Here is a 24,328-nt window from a genome sequence, read left to right as displayed (position 1 = left end):
CAACGATAGGGAGAACCACGATGGACACCCAGATGCTGATCGGCTCGCGCTTCGAAGCCGGCACCGAGGCGGAAGAGCACATCCTGAACCCGAAGACCGGCGGCAAGATCGTCGACCTGCCGGAGGCTTCCTACGCGCAGATCGACGCTGCCGTGGACGCCGCCGAAAAGGCCTTCGTCTCCTGGGCGACCACCACGCCCGCCGAGCGCTCCGGCTATCTCTTGCGGATCGCCGACGCCATCGAAAAGGACGCCGATGCCTTTGCCGCGCTGGAATCGCTGAACTGCGGCAAGCCGATCAACGCGGCCCGCAACGACGAACTGCCGGCCATCGTCGATTGCTGGCGCTTCTTCGCCGGTGCAATCCGCACGCTGCAGGCGCCGGTCGCCGCCGAATACCTGCCGGGCTTCACCTCGATGGTCCGCCGTGACCCGATCGGCATCGTCGGCTCGATTGCGCCGTGGAACTATCCGCTGATGATGATGGCCTGGAAGCTGGCACCGGCGATTGCCGGCGGCAACACGGTCGTCTTCAAGCCTTCCGAGCAGACGCCGCTGACGGCGCTGAAGATGGCGAAGCTCTTGGCCGACATCCTGCCGGAGGGCGTGGTCAATATCGTGCTCGGCCGCGGCGAGACGGTCGGCAACACGCTGATCAACCATCCGAAGATCAACATGGTGTCGATCACCGGTGACATCGCGACCGGCAAAAAGGTGCTGGCCGCGGCGGCGAAGACCGTCAAGCGCACACATCTTGAACTCGGCGGCAAGGCCCCCGTCGTCGTCTTCGACGATGCGGATATCGACGCCGTCGTCGCCGGCATCCGCGCCTTCGGCTACTACAATGCCGGTCAGGACTGCACCGCCGCCTGCCGCATCTACGCGCAGGACGGCATCTACGAAAAGCTCGTCGCCGACCTCTCCGCCGCCGTTTCGACCATCAAGTACAATGACCCGGACGACACACTGAACGAGATCGGCCCGCTGATCTCCAAGCGACAGCGCGACCGCGTGGCTAGCTTCGTCGAGCGCGCCGCAGAGGTAAAGCACATCGAGATCACCGCGGGTGGGCGAACCGGCAGCGACGACGGCTATTTCTTCCAACCGACGGTGGTGGCCGGTGCCACACAGGACGACGAGATCGTCCGCCGTGAGGTTTTTGGCCCCGTCGTCTCCGTCACCCGATTCTCTGAAGCCGACCAGGCGATCACCTGGGCGAACGACAGCGACTACGGCCTCGCCTCCTCCGTCTGGACGAAGGATATCGGCAAGGCGATGAAGGCGGCCTCCCGCCTGCAATATGGCTGCACCTGGATCAACACGCATTTCATGCTGACGACCGAAATGCCGCATGGCGGCGTCAAGCAGTCGGGCTACGGCAAGGACATGTCGATCTACGCGCTGGAAGACTACACCGCCGTGCGCCACGTCATGATCAATCACGGCTGACCCTCAAGCCGTCGGCCGCCCCGCGCGGCCTCTCCCGGGGTATTCTCCGCGCTCCGGGAGATTGCGATTTCTGGAACAATTTCACTCGTCGCGCGTCTTCTTCCGACATCATCGGAGGCACCGCCATGCTGAAATGGGCACTGATTTTCCTCGTTATCTCACTGATCGCCGGCTTCCTGGGATTCTCCGGCGTCTCGGCCGCGACGGCCACCATTGCCAAGGTTCTTTTCGCGATCGCCCTCGTCATCTTCTTCATTTTCGTTGTGCTTGCATTCATGGCGGGCAGCCTCGCCTTCTGAGTGCAGGCCATCCACAGTCCGTGTTGCAATCACGCAACACGGACTTAAACATGAGTAGTTTAGTCATATAATTTGTTGCGGACGCCCTTAATCCTGATGAAAACGGTCATGTTATTGATCGTCCCGTCAGAAAGTGATCCGCATGCCCAACCGTTTCCGCACGATGTCCCGCCTGGCCCTCGCCGGCACCTCGCTCATTACGCTCGCCACTGTCGCTATGGCGCAGGATCAGGCAGCACCCGCGACGGATGGCGGCGCGACCGTTCTCGAGGAGATCGTTATCGACGGCGGCAGCGGCGGCGTGATCACGGCCGATGGTTATGTCGGCAAGAGCAGCGCGACCGGCGCAAAGACGGATACGCCTTTCATCCAGACGCCGCAGTCGATCTCCTCGGTCACCAAGCAGCAGTTGGAAGACCGCAATCCCCAGACGCTGCTCGACACCATCGCCTATACGCCCGGCACCCGTGTCGGCGGCTACGGCTTCGACCCGCGCTTCGATAGCTTCACGCTGCGCGGCTTCGACGTGACCTATACCGGCATCTTCCGCGACAACCTGCGCCAGCCCGGTTTTGGCTCCTCGCTCTTCAAGACGGAGCCTTACGGCCTCGAAGGCGTCTCGATCCTGCGCGGCCCGTCCTCCGCACTGTACGGGCCTGCCGGCGCCGGCGGCCTCTACAACCTCATCAGCAAGCGCCCGACGGAAGAGGCCTTGCGCGAGGTACAGGTGCAATATGGTAGTCACGATCGCTACCAGGGCCAGTTCGATTTTTCCGGCCCGGTCAACGAGGAAGACCCATTCTACTATCGCCTGACCGGTCTGCTCCGCGATTCGGACACCGAACAGGTCGGCGTTCCGGATAATCGCGCCTACATCGCACCGGCCTTTACCTGGAAGCCGGACGAGGACACGAAGCTCACCATCCTCGGCGAATACTCCCGCACCGAGACCGGCGGCACGGCCGCTTACTTCTTCGACAGCGCTGCCGGCAAGGTCACCGACATCTTCGCTGGCAATCCGGACTTCAACGAAGCAATCCAGGACCAGGGCCGCATCGGCTACGAATTTGAACACCGCCTGAACGATGTCTTCGTCTTCCGCCAGAACGCCCGTGCGTCCAGGCTCAACATCGACGCCGACTGGGCATTCGCGTCCGAGCGGAACAAGGACGACCCGACCCTTCTCGAAGGCACGGCCGGCACCTACGAAGAGTGGCTGAACACCTACACGATCGACAACCAGCTCGAAGCGAAGTTCGCGACAGGCGCGCTGGAACACACCATGCTGGGCGGCATCGATCTGACCAAGATCTACTGGAAGTCGCTCAACGGCTACGGCACCGCACCGCCGATCGACATCGACAACCCGACGGCCGGCCGGCCCGTTGATCCGATCGCCTTCCAGACGAAGACCGTGCAGGACCAGTTCATCACCGGCCTCTACCTTCAGGATCAGATTCGTTACGACGCGCTCACCCTCACGCTGGGCGGCCGCTACGACTGGGTATCGACGGATACCGACGATACCGATCTGGCCTCCGGCGCCGTGAGCACGACCAACCAGAAGGACCGTGCCTTCACGTGGCGTGCCGGCGTGACCTATGAAACGGAATGGGGCATCACGCCTTATGCCAGCTACTCGACCGCCTTCTCGCCGAATGGCGGCGTGGACGTCGCAACACGCGATCCCTTCAAGCCGACGGAAAGCGAACAGCAGGAAATCGGCGTGAAGTATCTGCTGCCGAACAGCAACACGCTGCTGACGGCCGCCCTCTTCAACATCGATCAGAAGAACAGCCTGTATTATGAAGTCGTGACACTGCCAGACGGCACCGTCACCAATGCACAGGTCCAGCGCGGCGAGATCCGCTCGCGCGGCTTCGAATTCGAGGCTAACACCTCGCTGGACAACGGCCTTTCGCTGATCGCGTCCTACACCTACACGCAGACCGAAATCCTCGACGGCCCAACCGGCACCGTCGGAAAAGAGGTCTCTTCCGTGCCGAACCACATGGCGTCGCTCTGGGCACACTACGACATGCCGGAAGACGGTGCACTGGCCGGTCTCGGCATCGGCGCGGGCGTGCGCTTCCTGGGTTCGAGCTTCGGTGACGACGAAAACAAGACCACGAACAGTTCACGCGCCCTCGTCGATGCATCGATCTCCTACGATTTCGCCGCGATCAACAAGGACTTCGAAGGCCTGAAACTTCAAGTGAACGCGACGAATCTCTTCAATCGCCGCGACTCCGTATGCTCGGCCGGCTATTGCTATCGTGACCAGGGCCGCACGGTCATCGGTAGCCTGAAATATTCGTGGTAAGCCCTTGACGATCCATTCCTCCCAGGACGGCGAGACCGCTTTCAGGCCCAACAGCCTGAAGGCGGTCTTTACCGGTGAACATGCCTGGTGCGGCGAGAAGATGATGCTCTCGTCGGACCTCGAGGGCGCCATGCCGCTTTGCGACTTTCTGGCCGGAGACGGCTTTGCCGAGACGCTCGACCGCTATGCGGCAAGCCACGGCAATGCCGACCGGCGGGCGGCGGCCTCCTTCTGGTCGCTTTACTATTTTTCCGCATTGACGATCCCCTATGTCGTGGCGCGCCGGGCGGAGATGACGCTGCCGATCGCCCTGGAGGAGATGACCATCGCGATCGGCGAGGACGGCTTGCCGCGCGCCTTCGGCCTGCCACATGAGGGGGACTGGAGCGAAGGAAGCAACCTCGTCGATCTCATCACGCCGCTGGTGGATTGCCACCTTTCCCGCGCTGTGGCCCTCCTCAAGGAAAAATCCGGCATCGCGCCGAAACTTGCCTGGAACAACGCCGCCGTCTACATCGACTACGCCTTCAACGCGACCGACCGGTCGCCGTCCGAAGGCGACGACCATTGGCCGTCGCGCCCGCTTTTCGACTGCCCGCTGCTTGCCAACGGCAGCCGCAACCCTTTCCACGGCTGCCTGCGCAAGGAGTTGGAGGCCGGTGCCGTCCACTGTCGCCGCAAGGTCTGCTGCCTGCGCTACATGCTGCCCGGCATTCCGGGCTGCGGCGAACTCTGTGCCCTGCCGGAACTGAGAAAACAATGACCCTACGCCTCTTCACCCTCTTCGCCTCCATTCTGCTGTGGGTCGCCTTCCCCGCCCGCGCCGACGTGCAGTACCCGTTGACCGTGAAGGATGCGCTCGGCCGCGAGGTCACCATCCCGGCCGAACCGAAGGCGATCCTGCTCGGCAGCGGCTTCAACCTCGTCGCGCTCTCGCTTATCCATCCCGATCCGGTGAGCCTGCTCGCCGGCTGGGCCAATGACATGAAGGGCGACAACCCGGAAATCTACGCGCGCTTCAAGGACAAGTTCCCGAAAATCGAGGAGGTGCCGATCATCGGCGACGGCATCACGGTGTCGTTCGAGACCGTGCTGTCGCTCAAGGCGGACCTCGCCATCCTCGCCAACTGGCAGGCCGAAACCGAACTCGGCAAGCAGGCGATCACCTATCTCGAGCAAAGCGGCGTGCCTGTCGTCGTCGTCGATTTCAACAGCGACGCGCTGAACAACACCGCCGGCAACATGCGCCTGCTCGGCCAGGTGCTGAACCGAGAGGAACAGGCGAACGCCTTCGCCGACTTCTACGAGGCGCGCGTCAGGCGCATCCGCGAGCGCGTCGCCCAGCACCCCGAGCCCGGCCCAACCGTGCTGATGGACGCCTTCCCGAACCCGGAAAAGTGCTGCTACGCCTACGGCACCGGCGGTCTCGGCGCCTTCATCGCCATCACCGGCAGCCGCAACATTGCCGAAAGCCTGCCGGCGCAGGGCGGCATCGTCAGTGCGGAATTCATCGTCGCGGCCAATCCGGACGCCTATATCGCCACCGCTTCGCCGGGCGGCACCTACAGCTCGTTTTCGATCGGCCCCGGCGTCGATCCGAACGAAGCACGCGAGACACTCGCCCGCTCCGTCGCAAGCCCGTTCCTGGCGAACCTGAAGGCGGTGAAGGAACAGCGCGTCTACGGCCTCTGGAACTTCTTCAATGCCGTGCCGCTCAACATCCTTGCCGCGGAAGCCTTCGCGCATTGGCTGCGCCCGGATATCTTTGCCGATATCGATCCCGACCAGACACTCAAGGAAATCAACGAACGTTTCGCCGCCGTGCCCTTCGACGGCGCCTACTGGATCAGTCTCAAGTCAAAGTGAAGCATCTGACCTTCCGGCCACCCGCTGCGCACGCTATAGCATATTCAGGAGGACCTGAATGATCTGGGCATTTGCAGTCGCGGCGGCGGCTATTCTGTATCTCGCATTGCGTTTCCGGCGTTTTCAAAGCTGGGTCGAACCGGCCCTCACCATCGTGGTGGCCCTTGGCCTTGCGAGCGCCCTTCTCATCTGGTTCGTCGATGAACGCGCGCCGTCCGGCGAGCCCGTGACGCCGAACGCCACGGTGCCGGTCCTCACGGAAGACACGGTCGAACTTTCGGACATGCAGGCGGCTGCCGGCCAGACGAAGACGAGTTTTCGCGTAACCGGCAACATCACCAACAAGGGCACGTCGCCCATGCAGTCCTTCCGGCTCGACGTCGTGCTTTCGGATTGCCCGAACGGCACCTGCCGCGAGGTCGGCCGCGACAGCGCGTTGATCGTGCTGCGCGTGCTGCCGGGCCAAAGCCAGCCCTTCACCACCTTCGCCGTCTTCCCCGGCAGCGACCTCAACCCCGTCACGGCCCCCGAATGGGATTTCGGCGCCCGCGATGTCCGCGCAGTCATCCGTTAGACGGCCGCGATAAGGTCCTCCGTCCGCAACACGGTGGCGAATTCGTGCCGGAGCGTCGCGACATGCGCGCGGTGGACATCCCTTGCCGGGATCGTGCCGCCCTCGCCGTCCGGCAGGTCGAAGCAGTCGCAGGCATCTTCGACCAGGATGACGCGGTAGCCCATATTGGCGCCGACCCGCACGCTGGTCGACACACACATATCCGTCGAAATGCCGAACAGCACCACCGTGTCCGCGCCGAGACGACGCAGGCGCAGATCGAGATCGGTGCCGATAAAGGCAGCATTGACGGTCTTCGTCACCAGCGGTTCGCCGGCCTGCGGCGCAAAACCGGGTCGCAGCGCGTTGCCCGGCGCCTCCGGCCGCAGTGTCGAGCCCGGCTCGACGCTGTCGTGGCGGATATGAATGATCGGGCGCCTGGCGCCCCGCCAGGCGGCAAGCAAGGCAAGGCCGTTTTCATCCAGTTGGTCGTTCCAGCGCCGCGGCCAGGGCGCGGCATCGAAAGCACGCTGCATGTCGATCGGAATCAGGACGGCATTTTCCGGTATGGTCGGCATCGGTCTCTCCTTGAAACGATAACCGACGATTAGTTGCTTTTCTGTCCGGTTTCGCGCAGCAAGGTGACATGTGGCCGGACAATCATCCGGTCGAGTGGGGAAAATTCCGGATGAACGAACTGGACGAGAAAGACAAACTGCTGCTGGCGGCCCTTCGCGCCGATGCACGAAAAAGCCTCGTGGAACTTGCGCGCCATACCGGGCTCTCCCGCAGCGCCGTGCACGAGCGAATCCGGCGGCTGGAGGCGAAGGGCGTGATCACCGGCTACACGGTGCGGCTCGGCATCGACAAGGAGCGGCCGGGCGTGGAGGCGTTGATCGCCATCGGCTTTCAGCAGGGCCGCAACTGCGACCATATCGTGCCGCATCTCACCGGCATTCCGAATGTCGTGACATGCTGGTCACTCGCTGGCCAGACGGACCTGATGCTGCTCGTTGAATGCACGTCAAACGCCGAACTCGACACCGTTCGCCGGCAGATCGCAACGACGCCCGGTATTGCAACGGTTCAGACGCACGTCTCGCTGCGCACCCATTTCGACCGTCGCGGCGGATGACACGGATCCGAAAATTCCCGCCTTAACAATTAGATAGGGACGTCTCGTGAATCACTATCAAACGGCTCGGAAGTAGATCTTGAACTTCTCCCGCATTGCCTGACAACGAAACTGCCTGGTCACGTATCGTCCCTCTCCCCCGCGCCGGTGATAAGCATCTGGTTGATCCGGTCACCCGACGCAGCGGCGGACAATTTTGCGAAACTGCCATCCTTCACGATGGCTTCCATCTGCTCGGCAATGGCCGCATGGGTGACGCGGGCGATCATCGAGCCGAGCGAGATGCGGCGCACGCCCATCGCGGCCAGTTGCGGCACGGTCAGCTGGCGGAGCGGCCCGGCGGCGAGCGCATTGACCGGCTTTGCGACCGATTGCACCACGCGCTTCAGTTCCTCGGCACCCGGCGGCACCGGCACATAGAGCAGGTCGGCGCCCGCCTTTTCGAAGGCCTGGATGCGCCGGATGGCCTCGTCAAGATCGTAGACGCCGTTCATCACGCCGTCGGCACGCGCGCAGAGAATGAAGGGCCGGCCGAGTGACCGGGCCGCATCGGCGGCAGCGCGGATGCGATCGACGGCCAGATCGAAGCCATAGGCCGGATTGCCGTCGACCATCTGCGTGTCTTCGATCGAGCAGCCGGAAAGGCCGACGTCTGCGGCAAGCCGGATGGTCTCGGCAACATCCTCCGGCGCATCGGCAAATCCGTTCTCGAAATCGCCGGAGACGGGGAGCGGTGTCGCACGCACGAAATCTTCCGCATGCTTCAAGGATTCATCGCGCGTCACCCGGCCCATGTCTGGCCGGCCGAGCGTGAAGGCGAAACCGGCGGAGGTGGTGGCGAGCGCCACGGCCCCTGACGCCGCCATCATGCGGGCGGAGCCGATATCCCAGGGGTTCGGGATGACGAAGCAACCCGACTGGTGGAGGTCGTGAAACCGCCGGTGGCGTTCGGTAAGCGTGGTCATGCGCGTACCCTTTCCGACTTGGGATCATACATCGGTGCCAGCGAGGCTTCCGCCTTCACCCGCACACCGGCAATCTCAACCTCGTAGCTGGAGGCCAGCACATCCGCCTCGCTCTGGCCCTCGCACGGCACATAGCCCAAGCCGATTGCGCCGCCGAGATGGTGGCCGTAGTTGCCCGATGTGATGGTCGAGACGATTTTTCCGTCGCGCACCAAAGCCTCGTTGTGGAAGAGCAGCGGCTCGGGATCGGCAAGCTTTAACTGCACCATGCGGCGCTTCAGCCCCTCTTCTTCTTTGCGCAGCACCGCATCACGACCGATGAAATCGCCCTTCTTGGTGCGCACGGCAAAACCAAGGCCAGCTTCGAGCACATGGTCCTCGTCGGTGATGTCGTGGCCGAAATGGCGGAAGGCCTTTTCGATGCGGCAGCTATCGAGCGTGTGCAGGCCGCAGAGTTTCAGGCCGACATCGGCGCCGGCTTCCTCCAGTGCCTCGAAGACATGCGCCGTCTGGTCGGTGGAGACATAGAGTTCCCAGCCGAGTTCACCGACATAGGTGACGCGATGCGCCCGGGCGAGGCCCATGCCGATCTCGATCTGACGCGCTGACGCGAAGGGATGCGCCGCATTGGAAAAATCGTTCGGGCTGACCTTCTGCATGAGATCACGCGCCTTCGGCCCCATGACACAGAGCACGCTTTCGGCGGCCGTGACATCCGTGATGACGACGAACTCGTCCTTCAGATGCTTGCGCAGCCAGGCAAGGTCGCGCTGCAGCGTCGCGCCCGGCACGACGAGGAAGAAAACCGTTTCCGAAAGCCGCGTCACCGTCAGGTCGCTCTCGATGCCGCCGCGGTTGTTCAGCATCTGGGTGTAGACGATACGACCGGGGGCGACGTCCATCTGGTTGGCGCAGAGGCGTTGCAGGAAGGCGAGCGCATCGCGGCCTTCAACGCGGATCTTGCCGAAGGAGGTCATGTCGAACAGGCCGACGCCGCTGCGGACGGCAAGGTGTTCCTGCTTCTGGTTCTCGAACCAGTTCTGCCGCTTCCAGCTGTAACGGTATTCCCGCTCCTGTCCCTCGTTGGCGAACCAGTTGGCGCGCTCCCAGCCCGCTACTTCGCCAAACACCGCGCCACGCGTCTTCAGGTGCTCATGCAGCGGCGAGCGGCGCACGCCACGGGCGGTCGCCATCTGGCGATAGGGGAAATGGTCGGCGTATAGCAGGCCAAGTGTTTCCGACACGCGATCCTTGAGATAGGCGCGGTTTTTCTGGAACGGCTGGGCGCGGCGGATATCGACCTCCCAGAGATCGAACGGCGCCTCACCGTCGTTCATCCATTGCGCCAGCGCCATACCGGCACCGCCGGAGGAGACGATGCCGATGGAATTGTAGCCGGCGGCGACCCAATAACCCTTCAGTTCCGGCGCCTCGCCGAGATAATAGCGGTCGTCTGGCGTAAAGCTCTCGGGGCCGTTGAAGAAGGTGTGGATGCCGGCGGTTTCCAGCATCGGCATGCGGTTGATGGCATTTTCCAGGATCGGCTGGAAGTGATCGAAATCCTCCGGCAACTGGTCGAAGCAGAAGTCCTCACTGATACCGTCCATGCCCCAGGGCTTGGCCTTCAGCTCGAAGGCGCCGATCAGCATCTTGCCGGCATCCTCCTTGTAATAGGTGCACTCGTCCGGCACGCGCAGAACCGGTAGCCGCTGCAAGTTCGGGATCGGCTCGGTGACGATGTAGAAATGCTCGCAGGCATGCAGCGGCAGGGTGACGCCCGACATGTCGGCGAGCGTACGCCCCCACATGCCGGCGGCGTTGACGACGTTGTCCGTCTCGATCGTAAACGTCTCGCCGTTCTGCTCGCAGGTGACGCCTGCCACGCGACCGTCCCTGGTGACGACGGAGGTGACCTTGACGTTCTCAATGACGGTCGCACCGTTCTGCCGCGCGCCCTTGGCCAAGGCCATGGCGATGTTGGCCGGATCGCATTGCCCGTCGAGCGGCAGGTGCACGGCCGCCTTCACATCCGCCGTGTTGAGGTGCGGATACATCGCCTTCACCTCGTCGACGGTGATTTCGCGCACGTCGATGTCGAAGGCGCGGGCGAGCGAGGCCTGGCGGTAGATTTCCTCTTTACGCTCTTCGGTCAGTGCCACGGTCATCGAGCCGCACTGGCGCATGCCGGTGCCGATGCCGGTCTCGGCCTCAAGCTTGGTGTAGAGGTCAGCGGAATATTTCGCGAGGCGCGTCATGTTCTGCGAGGCGCGCAGCTGGCCGATCAGGCCCGCCGCATGCCAGGTGGTGCCTGATGTGAGCTGCTTGCGCTCCAAAAGCACCACATCCGTCCAGCCGAGCTTGGCGAGGTGGTAGGCGACCGAACAGCCGGACACGCCGCCGCCGATGATGACGGCTCTCGCCTTGGAGGGAATGGGCTTGCTCATGCACGCAGTCTTTCATTGTTGGGGTCGAACAGTGGGCCGTCCGGCTGGACCGTTGCCTTGAAACGATCACCGTAGATTTCCACCTCGATTTCCGTGCCGGGCACGGCAAGGTCGGCCTTCAGCATACCGAGCGCGATGGACTTTCCGGTGCGGTAGCCCCAGTTGCCGGAGGTCGTCTCGCCGACGACCTTCCCGGCGTGCCAGAGCGTCGACATGTAGGGCGCATCGCAGTCGCCGGCCTCCACCGTCAGCGTCACGAAGCGCTTGGTGACGCCCTGTTGCTTCTCCCGCTCCAGCGCTGCCTTGCCCTTGAAATCGGGTTTGCCCCAATCGACGAAGCGATCGAGCCCGCCTTGCAGGATCGTGTAGTCCGTCGAAAGGTCGCCCTTCCAGGCACGATAGCCCTTCTCGATGCGCAGACTGTCGAGCGCCTCCATGCCGAAGGGTTTGAGGCCATGCTTCTGGCCCGCCTCCCAGACGGCATCGAAGATCGCCGCAGTGTCCTCGACCTTCGTATGGATTTCCCAGCCGAGTTCGCCGGCGAAGGAGACACGCACAAGCTGGCACCAACGGCCGGCAATCTGGCAGCTCTGGTGCGTCAGCCAGCCCTTCTGGAGATCCGCATCCGCTACCGCGGCGAGGATGGCGCGGGACTTCGGGCCGGAGAGGATCTGGCAGGAGAAGTTTTCCGTGACATCGTCGATGGTGAAGGCGGCATCCTTGGGCGCGTGCTTTTGCAGCCACTCGAAATCGTGCCACTGGGCGGTGGCGGCTGTGATCAGGAAGAAAAAGTCCTCGTCCAGCATCATGACCGACATTTCCGTGACGATACGGCCCTTGTCGTCGGAGAAATAGGCGAGGCCGATGCGGCCGGGCTTCGGCACCTTGCCGGTGATGAGCGACGAAAGCCACGCCGTCGCCCCCTCACCCTTCACGCGGAAGCGCGAAAAACCCGGCAAGTCGAGAATGCCGGCGGCCTCGGTGACAGCGCGGCATTCTTCCTCGATGCGCGACCGCCAGGGGCCTTCGCGGTTCCACGTCTGGGTCGATTCTTCCGACGTGTCATCGCCGGACTGGGCATACCAGTTGGCGCGCTCCCAGCCGTTATAGGGCTTGAACTGCGCACCCAGCGCCTTGATGCGGTCGTGGATCGGTGAATGCTTCTGGTCCCGGCCGGCCGGCCAGGCGTGTTTCGGGAAATGCATGGCATATTCGTGGCCATAGATTTCCATGCCCTTGGCGACGCAATAATCCTTGTCTGCAGCAAAGCTGGTGTAACGGCGCGGATCGCAGGACCACATGTCCCACTCCGTCTCGCCTTCCGTGACCCATTCCGCCAGCACCTTGCCCGCGCCGCCGGCCTGGCAGATGCCGAAGGTGAAGACGCAGGCCTCATAGGCGTTCGGCACGCCGGGCATGGGGCCGAGCAGCGGGTTTCCGTCCGGCGCGTAGGGGATGGGGCCGTTGATCATGCGCGACAGGCCGGCCGTGCCGAGGATCGGCACCCGCTCGACGGCGTCGTTGAGATACCATTCGAGCCGGTCGAGATCGTCCGGGAAGAGCTGGAAGGAAAAATCATCCGGCATCGGATCATCCGGCGTCACCCAGTGCGCCTTGCAGTTGCGCTCGTAGGGGCCGAGGTTCATGCCGGTCTTTTCCTGGCGCAGATAGTACGAGCTATCGACGTCGCGCAGCAGCGGCAGCTTGTGACCGGCTTCGCGCGACCAGGCGGCGAGTTCCGGGATTTCCTCGAACAGCATGTACTGATGGCTCATCACCATCATCGGCACGTCGCGACCGAACCATTTTCCCACTTCGCGGGCATAGTATCCGGCCGCATTGACGACCTTCTCGCAGCGGATCTCGCCCTGCGGCGTGGAAATCACCCATTCGTCACCCTCGCGGCGCACGCCGGTGGCGGGACAGAAGCGGAAGATCTTTGCGCCCATGTCGCGCGCGCCCTTGGCCAAGGCTTGCGTCAGCTGCGCCGGGTCGATGTCGCCATCATTGGGGTCATAGAGCGCGCCGGTCAGGTCGTGCGTTTCGAGGAAGGGATAGTTCGAACGCATCTCGTCCGGCGAAAGGATGTCGAGATCCATGCCCTGGTAACGGCCCATGCCGACGACGCGCTTGAACTCCTGCAGGCGCTCCTTCGAGTGGCCGAGGCGGATGGAACCGGTGACGTGGTAGTTCATGGGATAGTCGACCAGATCGCCGAGTTCGCGATAGAGCGAGGCCGAATAACGCTGCATGTTCATCAGCGACCAGGAGGAGGAAAAGGTCGGCACGTTGCCGGCGGCATGCCAGGTGGAACCGGCCGTCAACTCGTTCTTTTCGAGGAGCACGCTGTCGGTCCAGCCGGCCTTGGCCAGATGATAGAGCGCGGATGCGCCAACGGCACCTCCGCCGATGATGACGACGCGCGCGTGGGATGGCAGTCCGGACATTCTCGTTCCTCTTATTTGGAAGGGATTTGTGGCAACCAAAACGCCGCGCAGCAAGCCGCGGAAATCGCTTTATTAATCGACGATGCCGATTACACTGGCGCCAAACATTCACGAAATACGGCGCCTCCATGCAAATCATCCTGATTGAGACATTCCTCGACCTGATGGAAACGAAGAACTTCAACCGCACGGCAGAGCGGCTGAACATCACGCAATCAACGGTCACCCACCGCATCAACGCATTGGAGGCACAGTTCGCGCGAAAACTCTTCGCCCGCAACAAGGGCGGCACGCAGCCGACGGCCGCCGGCCTGCGATTCCTCGACCATGCCAAAGCCCTGCAACATCAATGGCATGAGGCGACGCGTGCGGTAGAGACGGCAGGCGCCTACGAACGCTCCATGCGCATCGGCCTGCAACACGATCTCGCGGCCCATTTTGCCGGCGACTGGTTGTCCGCGGTGCGCAAGGAACTGCCGGGCACCTCGATCTATCTGGAGGTCGACTATTCCAACCAGATGAACCGCGACCTCGGCGCCGGCGACCTCGACCTCGCCATCCTGTTCACCCCGCATTACCTGCCGGACCTGCACTATGAGCGCATCGGCGACGTGCATTACGAGATGGTCAGCAACAGGGCGACGCGGATCGAGGACGTGAGGCCGGAGGACTATATCCAGGCGGTCTATTCTCCTGCCTTCGACCGGCTGCACCGGCAGGCCTATCCGGACCTTTCCACCGCGCCGATCGCCAGCGGCGAAACGACGGCCATCCTGGCGCTGATGCAAGAACTCGGTGGCTCGGCCTTCGTCATGGCCGCGGATGCGCAGCGCCTGATACGCACCGGCGCGGCGAGCCTGGTCGCCGGCGCCGAGCCGATTGCGCAGGCCGTCTACGCCGCCGTCAACGTGCGCACCCGCCACGCACACCAGCACCGGCGCATCATCGCGATCCTTCAGGCGCTGCTTGGCACCCCGAGCCATTGAAACCACCCGGCGCCATGCCTATTAACGGCGGACCCGAATCTCATGAAGGAATCACCCATGGCCGCCCGCGACCGCTACTCGCGCAAACTCGAATGCGCCATGTGCGGCAACTCCGGCTATGCCGAAGTCTCCGAGGACGACATGCCGACCCGGAAGAACCCGGATTTCACGGTCGATGCGCTGCCCCGCGGCTTCCTCACCGAGCGCCCGTCGAAATATCCCGAAAAACACATGATCCGCTGCCGGTGCGGCCATGTCTTCAAGTTCCAGCAGAAGACGGTCTATGCCGAAGGCGGCGAGCCGCGGCGGTAATCCAGAGCTTTGGAGAGAGGCTTCCCCCTCATCCGCCTGCCGGCACCTTCTCCCCGCTGGGGAGAAGGGGAAGATCGCAAACATCTCGTTTCCCTTCCCCCAGCGGGGAGAAGGTGGCACGGGAGGGCCGGATTAGGGGGTAATCGACCCTACCCCCGCCCGACAAACGGCATCGTCGTCGCCATTACCGTCATGGTCAGCACATTGGCATCGAGCGGCAGGCTTGCCATGTAGATCACCGCATCGGCCACGTGCTTGACCGACATGGTCGGCTCGCTGGCGATTTCGCCGTTCGCCTGAAGTACCCCGCCACTCATCCGCGCCGTCATGTCCGTCGCCGCATTGCCGATATCGATCTGGCCGCAGGCGATGTCATATTTGCGCCCGTCGAGCGCCGTGGACTTGGTGAGACCGGTGATGGCGTGTTTCGTCGCCGTATAAGGCGCGGAGTTTGGCCGCGGCGCGCTGGCGGAAATCGAGCCGTTGTTGATGATGCGACCGCCGCGCGGGTTTTGGTCCTTCATGATCTTGAAGGCCTGCTGGGTGCAGAGGAAGGCGCCGGTCAGGTTCGCGCCGAGAATGCTTGTCCACTCCTCGAAGGGAATGTCTTCCAGGAGCGCCGGCGAAACATTGGAGCCGGCATTGTTGACCAGCACGTCAAGCCGGCCGAAATCGTGCTTCACCTGCTCGAAGGCCGCCGCCACCTGGGCCGGGTCACCGACATCGCAGGCAATCGCCTTGACCGGATTGCCGGTCTCGCTGGAAATCTCTGCCGCCGCCTTTTCCAGCACCGCGGCCCGCCGGCCGGTGATGGCGACCGCATAACCCTCCGCGCTCAAACCCCGCGCGATGGCCAGGCCGATGCCCGTGCCGCCGCCCGTCACGAGCGCAATCCTGTCCCTGCCGGTCCTGCCCCATTCAGTCATTCCGGGTCATCCTCCTGTTTCCGATGCCAGATGGTTTCGACGAAAATCCATTGGGAGGCAAGCGGCTCTCAGCCCTCGGCCCGGCGTTTGGCCACATCGGCCTGGGTGATCAACCGGGCGCTGCGCTGGCCGGTCAGGTAGATCCAGAGCCAGCTCATGGCGACGGCGAGGCGATTGCGAAGGCCGATCAGGAAGTAGACATGCGCGATGCCCCAGGTCCACCAGGCCAGTCGCCCCTTCAGCTTGATCCAGCCGAGATCGACGATGGCAGCACGCTTGCCGATGGTCGCGAGATTGCCGTCGCTGCGGTAGGCGAACGGTTTCGGCGCCGGTTTACCGGCAAGACGGGCCGCGATCGTATCGGCCACATAGCGCCCCTCCTGCTTGGCCGCCGGCGCGACACCCGGCACGATCTTGCCGTCGCTCGTCGGCACATGGGCGGTGTCGCCGACCACAAAGATATCCGGATGGCCGGGTGCCGTAAGATCCGGCGCGACCAGAACGCGCCCTGCCCTGTCCGCCGGTGCGCCCAACCATTCGGCCGCGGGCGACGCCGCCACACCGGCCGCCCAGAGGATCGTCGCGGCCGGCAGCAGCTCGTCGCCGAGTTCGATGCCTTGCTCGCTGCATTGCGAGACAGCCTTGCCGGTGCGAACCTCGACGCCGAGCCGCTTCAACGCCCCTTCCGCATAGGCCGACAGGTCTTGAGTGAAACCCGCCAGGATGCGTGGGCCGGCCTCGACCAGCACCACACGCGCCTCCCGCGTATCGATGTTGCGGAAGTCGCGGCGCAATGTCTCGTGGGCGAGCTCCGCGATCGTGCCGGCAAGCTCGACGCCGGTCGGACCGGCGCCGATGATGGCAAAGGTCAGCAGGCGGCGGCGCTCGGCCGCGTCCGGCTCCCATTCGGCCTGCTCGAAGGCGGCGAGGATGCGCCGGCGGATCGTCGTCGCGTCCTCCAGCGTCTTCAGACCGGGCGCGTAGGGTTCCCAGGCGTCATTGCCGAAATAGGCGTGGCGCGCGCCGGTAGCGATGATCAGCGTGTCGTAGGCAATTGCACGCTCGTCATCCAGCGACACGGTTTTTGCCTGCGTGTTCACGCCGGTGACCGTGGCAAGCAGCGTGGCGACGTTCTGAAAGCGACTCAGCAGCGAGCGGATCGGCCAGGCGATTTCGGAGGTGGCCAACGAGGCCGTCGCGACCTGGTAAAGCAGGGGCTGGAACAGATGGTGGTTGCGCCTGTCGATGACCGTAATGCGCACTGAGCCCTTGGCCAGATGGCGCGCTGCTTCAAGCCCTCCGAAGCCCGCCCCGACGATAACGATATGGTGGTGGTCGTCGTTTGGCGTCATCCGATGCTCCGTCGCCTTCTGGGGCGACGCGTCAGGCGCGCGCCCTTCCGGTGCCGGACGTTAGCCGTTCTTGCGCTGCGGTGCCACCAAAAAGCCGGACGCCGTTCGCATGCGCAAAAAGAAACGTCCATGCCGACGAAAGCCGGCATGGACGCGCTTGGGAGGATCGCGCAGGGCTTCACCCTGCGCATCCCGCGGTAGACCTAGAACAGGGCGGCCGTGTTCTTCAGCGTTACCCAGATACCCCACAGGAGCGGGATACCGACGACGGTCCAGGCAATCGCCGCCTTGGCATCCAGCCCGCCGGTGCCGATGCCGAAGGACCCAGTGGGGCCAGCATTCGCGGCCGCGGTCTTGGCCTGCAACGAGGCGACTTCCGCGTCCGACATGAACCATTTGTCGGCAAGCGGCCGCACCAGCGCATTGGCGACGAGACCCAGCGCCAGCATGCCGGCGAGGATGTACATCGTGCCGGTATAGAGCGATGGCCCCGGCTCGACGCCGGCAGCGATCTGTGCTTCGCGAATGTAGTTCACCACGACGGGACCGACGATGCCGGCCGTCGCCCAGGCCGTCAGCAGGCGACCATGGATGGCGCCGACGAACTGCGTGCCGAAAATGTCGGCAAGATAGGCCGGGATGGTGGCAAAGCCCCCGCCATACATCGACAGGATGATGCCGAAGGCGAGCACGAAGAGCGCCTTGTTGCCCATGTCCGCCAGCGTCGGGGCAAGCGCATAGAGCGCGATGCCGAGAACGAAGAACGTATAGTAGGTGTTCTTGCGACCGATCTTGTCGGAGAGCGACGCCCAGAAGAACCGCCCGCCGATGTTGAACAGCGACAGGAGGCCTGTGAAGCCGGCGGCGATTGCGGCGATGGCCGCTTTCTGGTCCGTACCGAGCTGGCTGAAGGTCAGGTCCGGCTGGCCGATCAGGCGACCGCCAAAAATTTCCTGCAGCATCGGCGAGGCCATGCCGATCACGCCGATACCGGCCGAAACGTTCAGGCACAGAACCAGCCAGATCAGCCAGAACTGCTGCGTCTTGTGTGCGTCGCGCAGGTGAACGTGCTTGGTGGTGATCATGGTCGACTTGGACGCTGGCGGCGTCCAGCCTTCCGGACGCCAGCCGGCCGGTGGAATGCGGTAGCCGAAAGCACCACCCATCATGAAGCAGAAATAGATCGCCGCCATGACGAGGAAGGTCTGCCACACGCCGGGGCTGATGTCGGTCTTGAAGGCGTTCATCAACAGGTTCGCAAGAGGCGCACCGATCATCGCACCGCCGCCAAAACCCATGATCGCCATGCCGGTCGCCATGCCGCGCCGGTCCGGAAACCACTTGATCAGCGTGGAAACCGGGGAAATGTAACCGAGGCCGAGGCCTACGCCGCCGATGACGCCGGCACCAAGCCACATCAACCACAATTGATGGCTCATGACGCCGAGCGCTGCGACGACGATGCCGCCGCACCAGCAACAGGCCGAGACGAAGCCCGCCTTGCGCGGGCCGACGCGTTCCAGCCAGCCGCCCCAGATGGCGGCGGAGCAGCCGAGCAGCACGAAGAACAGCGTGTAGATCCAGCCGAGATCGGCGACGCGCCAGTTGCAGCTCGTCGTGAACAGCGCGGACAGAAGATTGAGGTCGGCACAGGTTGGATCGGCCGCCGGAATGGCCTTGGACAGCGGCAGCCAGAACACGCTGAAGCCATAGGCCATGCCGATACAGAGATGGATGGCGAGCGCTGCCGGCGGTACGAGCCAGCGGTTGAAGCCGGGTTTCGCGATGATGCGCTCCCGGTCGAGGATGCCGCCGGAATATGTCCCGGCATAGGTCTCGGTCGATGCAGTCATTGGGTCTCCTCCGCGACGCACCCCTCGGTGCGAAGATTTTCGTGATGGGGAGCCGGCGAAAACCGCTCCTTCGGCACCCGAATACCTGCATCCTCCATGCAAGACGCCAGCCGCCGAACCTCCCGCCCGAACCTTAGCAAGGCCCGTGCCAAAGCGGTTTCTCTTCGAAATCAGTGAGTTGAATAAATTTTCGGAATCAAAATGGACAGTTTGTCCGGCTACAACGGACAAACTGTCCGGTCAGTCGGCCTCGGGCAACCAGACCGTAAATGTCGCGCCTTCGCCCGGCCGGCTTGCCACCGAGATGGCGCCGCCCTGCCGCGTCACCAGCGTCTGGCTGATGGAAAGGCCAAGACCGGTGCCCTCCTGCCGCTTCGTCGTGAAGAACGGATCGAAGATTTTCGCTGCCAGGTCCGGATCCATGCCGACACCCGTATCGCTGATGACAAGCTCGATACCCGGCCTCTCATCGCGGTCCTGGTCGCGGGTCACGATGGTCAGACGACCGCCGTCCGGCATGGCGTGGATAGCGTTGACGACAAGATTGACGACCACCTGCTGAAGTTCGGTGCGGTTCATTAGCACCAGCCGTCCGGTCGTGTTTTCCAATCGGACTTCGATCGCCGCCCGTGTCAGCAGATGCTGGACGAGCGGCAGGCAATCCGCAACCGCCATGCCCGGCGCGTGGCGGTCGACGAAGCCGGCGAATTCCTCGGGCTTGGCAAATTGCAGGAGCTTCGTGACGATCTGGCTGATGCGCTGGATCTGCTCGTCGAGAAGCTGGAACTCCACCTTCGCCAGTTCCGCACGGTCGCCCACCACGGAGCGGATGACCTCCAGATTGCCCTGCATGACGGCGATCGGATTGTTGATCTCGTGCGCCACGCCGGCAGTGATCTCGCCGATGGCCGCGAGCTTTTCCGAGAGAATGAGCTGTTTGGTGGTGGCTTCGAGCTGGCGGTTGGCGAGCTGGAGTTCGCGCGTGCGCTCGTCAACGCGGGCGTTCAACTCCTCGTTCCAGCGGCGCAGTTCCTGGTCGTTCTGTTCGAGCTGGTTCAAGAGGTCATCGAGATGCACGGCGACGCGGCCGATCTCGTCCTGGCTGTTGACAGGCCCGGTGCGCGCGCCGAGATCACCGCTCTCGACCCGCGCGATGGTGGCATCGACGCGCTCCAGCGGCTCGAAGATGCCGCGTGCCCAGCGCAGGAAGATCGGCACGCTGGCGGCCGTAATCGCGAAGAAGGCGGCGACGATGGTCAGCACCGTCTGGTACTTCGCGGCCGTGAACGGTGCCTCCAGAAAGCCGACATAGAGCATGCCGACACGCTTGCCGTGGCTGTCGGTGATGGGCTCGTAGGCGGAAATGTACCAGTCGTTGACGACGAAGGCGCTGTCGAGCCAGGTGCGCCCCTCGCCCAGCACGGCCGAACGCACGGCAGCGGACACGCGCGTGCCGAGCGCGCGGCGCCCCTCGAACAGGCGCACATTGGTGCTGATGCGCACGTCGTCGAGGAACAGCGTCGCCGTGCCCTGGCTGCCCTCCGGCAGGCTCGCCTCGCGATAGACAAGGTCGTTGATCGTATCGATGAAGACGAGGTTCTGGTTGAGCAGGATACCGCCGACAAGCACGGCATTGCCACCATCACCGAGCGTGATGGGGCTGGCGCTCTGTACGACCATGCCACGCCCCTCCTCCGTGCGCTCTGTCGGCACCGCATTGGGCGTCTGCACGAGCGGCAGTTTCGCGCGGGCGGCGAGATCGGGAGACAGCGTTTCGAGGTCGGCATTGTCGAAGATGTCGATGCCCGTCGCTGGCTTGCCGGCGAGTGCATCGCGGATCACCGGCCAGTCCGTGCGGAGCGCGCCAGCGGTCTCCTCCGTGACGGACGCAACGAGCCGACCATCGGGCGCCATCACATAGAGGAAATCCAGCTCCAGCCGCGCCCGCGACTCTTCGAGAAGCGTCTTCAGCGCGACGCCATCAGTCGCGACATCGCGAAAGCGCGCCGAGGCGCCAAGCGCGGTGATGTGCTCGCCTGTATTGTCGAGGATATGGGCAAGGTACTGGTGCGCGATCGTCAGGTCGCCATTGACCTTGGAAATCAGCGTCGCGTCGAATTTTTCATTCCAGCGATAGACCGTGACGCCGAGCAGCAGCGGCAGGATCACCAGCATGGGAAGAAGCGCGATCGCGAGCAACCGGTAGCGCACCGAGCGCGCCGGCCGGATGGTGCCGCTTGGCTTGCTGTCAGCCATCCCAGGCGGCCAGCTTGCGATCGATCGTCTTGCGGGAAATGCCGAGCTGGCGCGCCGCCTCGTCGCGCTGGCCGGTACAGGCGGCGAGCACGGCAAGGATATGGCGTCGCTCGACATCCGCCAGCGAACCAGCCTCCGCGCTCGCAGGAGCAGAGACACCCGGCCCAAAGCCCTCCGGGAAGCGGCCGAGGATCAGCGTGCGCTCGATGAGGTTGCGCAGCTCGCGCACATTGCCCGGCCAATCATAAGTGGAAAGCGCCCGGCGCGCCGCCGCATCGATCGGCACGGCCGGCATGGCAAGCTGGGCCGACAGCTTCTTCATGAAGAGCGTCGCCAGTTCCACCGAGTCGCCCTCCCGCTCCTTGAGCGGCGGCAGGTGAATCTGCATGACGTTGATGCGGAAGAACAGATCGGCGCGGAAACGCCCGGCCTGCACCTCCTTCTCCAGCTCCGCATTGGTCGCGAAGATGAAGCGCAGATCGACCGGCACCTCGCGCTCCGAACCGACCGGCCGCACCTTGCGATCCTCCAGCACGCGCAGCAGCTTGCTCTGCGTGGCCGGCGGCATTTCGCTGATCTCGTCGAGGAACAGCGTGCCGCCCTGCGCATGCTGGAACAGACCCTCGCGCGCCCGCTCAGCGCCGGTAAAGGCGCCCTTCAGGTGGCCGAACAACTCGCTTTCGATCATGTCCGCCGGGATCGCCCCGCAATTGACCGGTACGAAGGGTTTTGCCGCCCGGTCGGACAATGTGTGCAGCGAGCGCGCCGCCACTTCCTTGCCCGTGCCCGACTGGCCGGTAAGGAGGACCGAGGTCGGCAATGGTGCCACACGGGCAATGGTATCACGCACGCGGGCAATGGCGGCGGATTCGCCGATCAGCCGGTCGCGCAGCAGGATATGGTCGGAGGTCGCCTTCAATTCGTAGCGCAGCACGTAGTTTTCGCGCTGCAGCCGAATACGGTCGAGACAGCGCGCCACGGCATTGAGCAACTGGTTGGAGCGGAACGGTTTCAGGACGAAATCGACCGCGCCCGCCCGGAGCGCCTGGATGGCGGTTTCGAGATCGGCATAGGCGGTCATCAGGATGGCATCGGCGAAGAAGCCGATGGCGCGCTGTTCGGCAAGCCACTCCACGCCGTTCTTGCGCGGCATGATGTTGTCGAGGATCACCACGTCGAAATGATGCTGGTCGAGCTTGCGCGTGGCCTCGTCCGTATCGGCCGCGAGTTCCAAACGTTTGCAGCGTGGCCCGAGCGTGCGCATGAGAAAGTTGCGCATGCCCGGTTCGTCATCGACGACGAGAATCGAGGCTTGTGCCAGCCATGGTCCGAACTCCGGATCGGCGGACGTATCGCGCAGAGCGCGCACGGCTTCAGTCGGCACCAGCTTCCTCCCAGGTAGCGCTTCGGGCATCTACCATAAAAAGGTGCCGCCACGAGCACAAGGCACTCGCGGCGGCGAGACTGGAGGAGGTTTCAGGAGTGCAGATGAATGCGCTCGCGGCGTTCACGTATCGCCGCAAGTTCCTGTTCGATCTGAATTTTCCGCGCATCTTCCATCGCCACGGCAATGGTCTGGCTGATGATGCGAACACTGTCATCCGACATGAGCGGCGATACATCACGGCATTCCGCTGCATGAATCTTGCAAAGCGCACTGGCAAGTAGCTGCGCATAGTCTTCCGGTTTGCGACCCATATTCCCCATTCCTTCTTGATTATAACCACAGAAAACCACAGAAGAATGCAAAAAGCCACACTTTTCTCACATGCTAATGGAAAAAAATGGGGTGACGAAGATACTCACCTGCACGCCGCAATGCTGGAAAATGAGCATGCCCCGAAACGGAGCAGGCTGCGCACCGCCTCTGGACCAACTTGTGGCAAAGACCGTGACGCCTGTGTGAAATGCGGCAACATGCCGAGGCATGGCCGATGACAGGACAAACCTGCTGGCATCGGCCGCGTAAGCATCAAGGAAGGTCGGAAAGGGAGACTGCCGCACCTGGCAAGGCAGTCGTCCGGCGTGATCCGCCGGGCCGCACGGCGACAGCCTGCGGCAGGTGCTGTGGCTTTGGGCCGGCTAGTTGCCGGCCCTCAGCGACTTACTCGGCAAACAGCTTCCACCGGGTTGGCCGGAAACGGATCGTCGTTCCGGTCGAAGCCAGGGCGTCGAGCGGCACTTCGATCTCGACATGATGCGGCTCGCCGGGCTTGCCAATGTCAAGGTCGGCAATACGCGTTCCGGCAAGGCGCCGGGAGGTCGCGACGCGGCCCTCCAGAGCGAGTGCTGCCGGATCGCTGACGAGCGTCACGTCCTGCGGGCGGAAGAACAGCGTGCCAGTTCCCGACGCAATGTCGTTGGGGCGCGGGGCAATGCCGATGGGCTCGTCCTGGAAGCGGACCGTGTTGTCCGCCACGTTGACCGGAACATGGGCGCTGTCGCCGATGAAGGAGAAAACGAAGGGCGAGTTCGGCCGGTCATAGACATCGTCGGAGGAGCCGACCTGCTCGATCTTGCCCTGGCTCATGACGACGACGCGGTCGGCAAGTTCGAGGGCTTCTTCCTGGTCATGCGTGACGAAAACCGTCGTATGACCGGTGCGGTCGTGGAATTCGCGCAGCCAGCGGCGCAGTTCCTTCCGGACCTTGGCATCGAGTGCACCAAAGGGTTCGTCGAGCAGCAGAACCTTAGGCTCGATCGCCATGGCACGCGCCAATGCCACGCGCTGGCGCTGGCCGCCGGAAAGCTGGTTCGGGTAGCGCCTTTCGAGACCCGAGAGCTGCACCATCTCCAGAAGATCCGCGACGCGACGCCGGATTTCGGTTTTCGGCGGCCGCTGCCCGCGCGGCCGCACCGTCAGGCCGAACGCGATATTGTCGGCAACCGTCATATGGCGAAACAGCGCATAGTGCTGGAAGACGAAGCCGACATGACGCTCCTGCACGGTCCTATGCGAGGCATCCTCCGCGCCGAAGAAGATGCTGCCGCGTGTCGGCGTTTCGAGACCGGCGATGAGGCGGAGCAGCGTCGTCTTGCCGGAGCCGGAGGGGCCGAGCAGCGCGATCAGTTCGCCCGAACGAATGTCGAGCGAGACATCGTTCAGCGCCGGGTAGCGGTCGAATTCCTTGCGGATGTTTTTAACACTGACGTCCATTGAGGG

20 protein-coding genes are annotated in these 24,328 nt (G+C 63.6%); 9 read left to right on the top strand and 11 right to left on the bottom strand.

Annotated features, from left to right (window positions below; all coding sequences use genetic code 11):
• The first annotated feature begins 20 nt into the window (after positions 1-20).
• The 6 genes from AC1RT2_RS26720 to AC1RT2_RS26695 all read left to right on the top strand — a co-directional run bounded on the left by AC1RT2_RS26720 (position 21) and on the right by AC1RT2_RS26695 (position 6,510).
• Complete coding sequence (locus tag AC1RT2_RS26720) at positions 21-1,448, top strand: gamma-aminobutyraldehyde dehydrogenase (RefSeq protein ID WP_069058235.1); 1,428 nt, start codon at positions 21-23, stop codon at positions 1,446-1,448.
• 125 nt (positions 1,449-1,573) lie between these two features.
• Positions 1,574-1,747, top strand: a complete 174-nt coding sequence (locus AC1RT2_RS26715; RefSeq protein WP_069058234.1) for a DUF1328 domain-containing protein — start codon at positions 1,574-1,576, stop codon at positions 1,745-1,747.
• A gap of 142 nt (positions 1,748-1,889) precedes the next feature.
• The gene (locus tag AC1RT2_RS26710; RefSeq protein ID WP_493106865.1) at positions 1,890-4,070 is read left to right on the top strand and encodes a TonB-dependent siderophore receptor; all 2,181 of its coding nucleotides are present in this window, start codon (positions 1,890-1,892) and stop codon (positions 4,068-4,070) included.
• A 100-nt stretch (positions 4,071-4,170) separates the two neighbouring features.
• Positions 4,171-4,833 (top strand): siderophore-iron reductase FhuF, encoded by a 663-nt coding sequence (fhuF, locus tag AC1RT2_RS26705; RefSeq protein WP_493106950.1) that lies wholly within the window; start codon positions 4,171-4,173, stop codon positions 4,831-4,833.
• A complete protein-coding gene (locus tag AC1RT2_RS26700) occupies positions 4,830-5,936 on the top strand; it encodes an ABC transporter substrate-binding protein (RefSeq protein WP_493106863.1) in 1,107 nt (368 codons plus the stop codon). The genes fhuF and AC1RT2_RS26700 overlap by 4 nt, the downstream gene beginning before the upstream one ends.
• A 58-nt stretch (positions 5,937-5,994) precedes the next feature.
• Positions 5,995-6,510 (top strand): hypothetical protein, encoded by a 516-nt coding sequence (locus tag AC1RT2_RS26695; protein ID WP_493106861.1) that lies wholly within the window; start codon positions 5,995-5,997, stop codon positions 6,508-6,510.
• Here AC1RT2_RS26695 and AC1RT2_RS26690 read toward each other — a convergent pair.
• The gene (locus AC1RT2_RS26690) at positions 6,507-7,067 is read right to left on the bottom strand and encodes a cysteine hydrolase family protein (protein ID WP_493106859.1); all 561 of its coding nucleotides are present in this window, start codon (positions 7,065-7,067) and stop codon (positions 6,507-6,509) included. The two genes, AC1RT2_RS26695 and AC1RT2_RS26690, sit on opposite strands and share 4 nt — an antisense overlap.
• Positions 7,068-7,177: 110 nt before the next feature.
• On the opposite strand from AC1RT2_RS26690, the gene AC1RT2_RS26685 reads away from it, so the two are divergent.
• On the top strand, positions 7,178-7,624 hold the full coding sequence (locus tag AC1RT2_RS26685) for an Lrp/AsnC family transcriptional regulator (protein ID WP_493106857.1): 447 nt from the start codon (positions 7,178-7,180) through the stop codon (positions 7,622-7,624).
• Between the two features lie 119 nt (positions 7,625-7,743).
• Here AC1RT2_RS26685 and AC1RT2_RS26680 read toward each other — a convergent pair whose 3' ends face one another.
• From AC1RT2_RS26680 to AC1RT2_RS26670, 3 genes are read right to left on the bottom strand one after another with little or no spacing between them, the layout of a single operon-like run.
• Complete coding sequence (locus tag AC1RT2_RS26680) at positions 7,744-8,589, bottom strand: isocitrate lyase/PEP mutase family protein (RefSeq protein WP_493106855.1); 846 nt, start codon at positions 8,587-8,589, stop codon at positions 7,744-7,746.
• A complete protein-coding gene (locus tag AC1RT2_RS26675; protein ID WP_493106853.1) occupies positions 8,586-11,033 on the bottom strand; it encodes a GcvT family protein in 2,448 nt (815 codons plus the stop codon). Before AC1RT2_RS26675 ends, AC1RT2_RS26680 begins: the two co-directional genes overlap by 4 nt.
• Entirely contained in the window at positions 11,030-13,480 is a 2,451-nt protein-coding gene (locus AC1RT2_RS26670) for a GcvT family protein (RefSeq protein WP_493106851.1), read from the bottom strand. Before AC1RT2_RS26670 ends, AC1RT2_RS26675 begins: the two co-directional genes overlap by 4 nt.
• Before the next feature lie 128 nt (positions 13,481-13,608).
• On the opposite strand from AC1RT2_RS26670, the gene AC1RT2_RS26665 reads away from it, so the two are divergent.
• Together AC1RT2_RS26665 and AC1RT2_RS26660 are read left to right on the top strand one after the other, a co-directional pair.
• Positions 13,609-14,466, top strand: coding sequence for a LysR family transcriptional regulator (locus AC1RT2_RS26665; RefSeq protein WP_493106849.1), 858 nt, complete (start codon positions 13,609-13,611; stop codon positions 14,464-14,466).
• 57 nt (positions 14,467-14,523) lie between these two features.
• Positions 14,524-14,778, top strand: a complete 255-nt coding sequence (locus AC1RT2_RS26660) for a hypothetical protein (protein ID WP_444796979.1) — start codon at positions 14,524-14,526, stop codon at positions 14,776-14,778.
• Positions 14,779-14,927: 149 nt separating this feature from the next.
• Here AC1RT2_RS26660 and AC1RT2_RS26655 read toward each other — a convergent pair whose 3' ends face one another.
• From AC1RT2_RS26655 to AC1RT2_RS26625, 7 genes are all read right to left on the bottom strand, one after another.
• Entirely contained in the window at positions 14,928-15,704 is a 777-nt protein-coding gene (locus tag AC1RT2_RS26655) for an SDR family oxidoreductase (protein WP_493106848.1), read from the bottom strand.
• 68 nt (positions 15,705-15,772) lie between these two features.
• Complete coding sequence (locus AC1RT2_RS26650) at positions 15,773-17,056, bottom strand: NAD(P)/FAD-dependent oxidoreductase (protein ID WP_493106846.1); 1,284 nt, start codon at positions 17,054-17,056, stop codon at positions 15,773-15,775.
• 203 nt (positions 17,057-17,259) lie between these two features.
• Positions 17,260-18,909, bottom strand: coding sequence for an OFA family MFS transporter (locus AC1RT2_RS26645; RefSeq protein ID WP_493106844.1), 1,650 nt, complete (start codon positions 18,907-18,909; stop codon positions 17,260-17,262).
• A 240-nt stretch (positions 18,910-19,149) separates the two neighbouring features.
• The gene (locus tag AC1RT2_RS26640; RefSeq protein WP_493106842.1) at positions 19,150-21,165 is read right to left on the bottom strand and encodes a sensor histidine kinase; all 2,016 of its coding nucleotides are present in this window, start codon (positions 21,163-21,165) and stop codon (positions 19,150-19,152) included.
• The gene (locus AC1RT2_RS26635) at positions 21,158-22,549 is read right to left on the bottom strand and encodes a sigma-54-dependent transcriptional regulator (protein WP_493106840.1); all 1,392 of its coding nucleotides are present in this window, start codon (positions 22,547-22,549) and stop codon (positions 21,158-21,160) included. The genes AC1RT2_RS26640 and AC1RT2_RS26635 overlap by 8 nt, the downstream gene beginning before the upstream one ends.
• Before the next feature lie 92 nt (positions 22,550-22,641).
• Positions 22,642-22,863, bottom strand: a complete 222-nt coding sequence (locus AC1RT2_RS26630; protein WP_150129853.1) for a hypothetical protein — start codon at positions 22,861-22,863, stop codon at positions 22,642-22,644.
• Positions 22,864-23,269: 406 nt separating this feature from the next.
• Positions 23,270-24,322: a sulfate/molybdate ABC transporter ATP-binding protein gene (locus tag AC1RT2_RS26625; protein WP_493106838.1), complete on the bottom strand. Its 1,053-nt coding sequence runs from the start codon at positions 24,320-24,322 to the stop codon at positions 23,270-23,272.
• Positions 24,323-24,328 lie beyond the last annotated feature (6 nt).

This window comes from Shinella sp. GW821-FHT11G07, from assembly GCF_058808115.1.
Note: the sequence above shows the minus strand (reverse complement) of the source record. Positions and strands in the feature narration are given on the sequence as shown.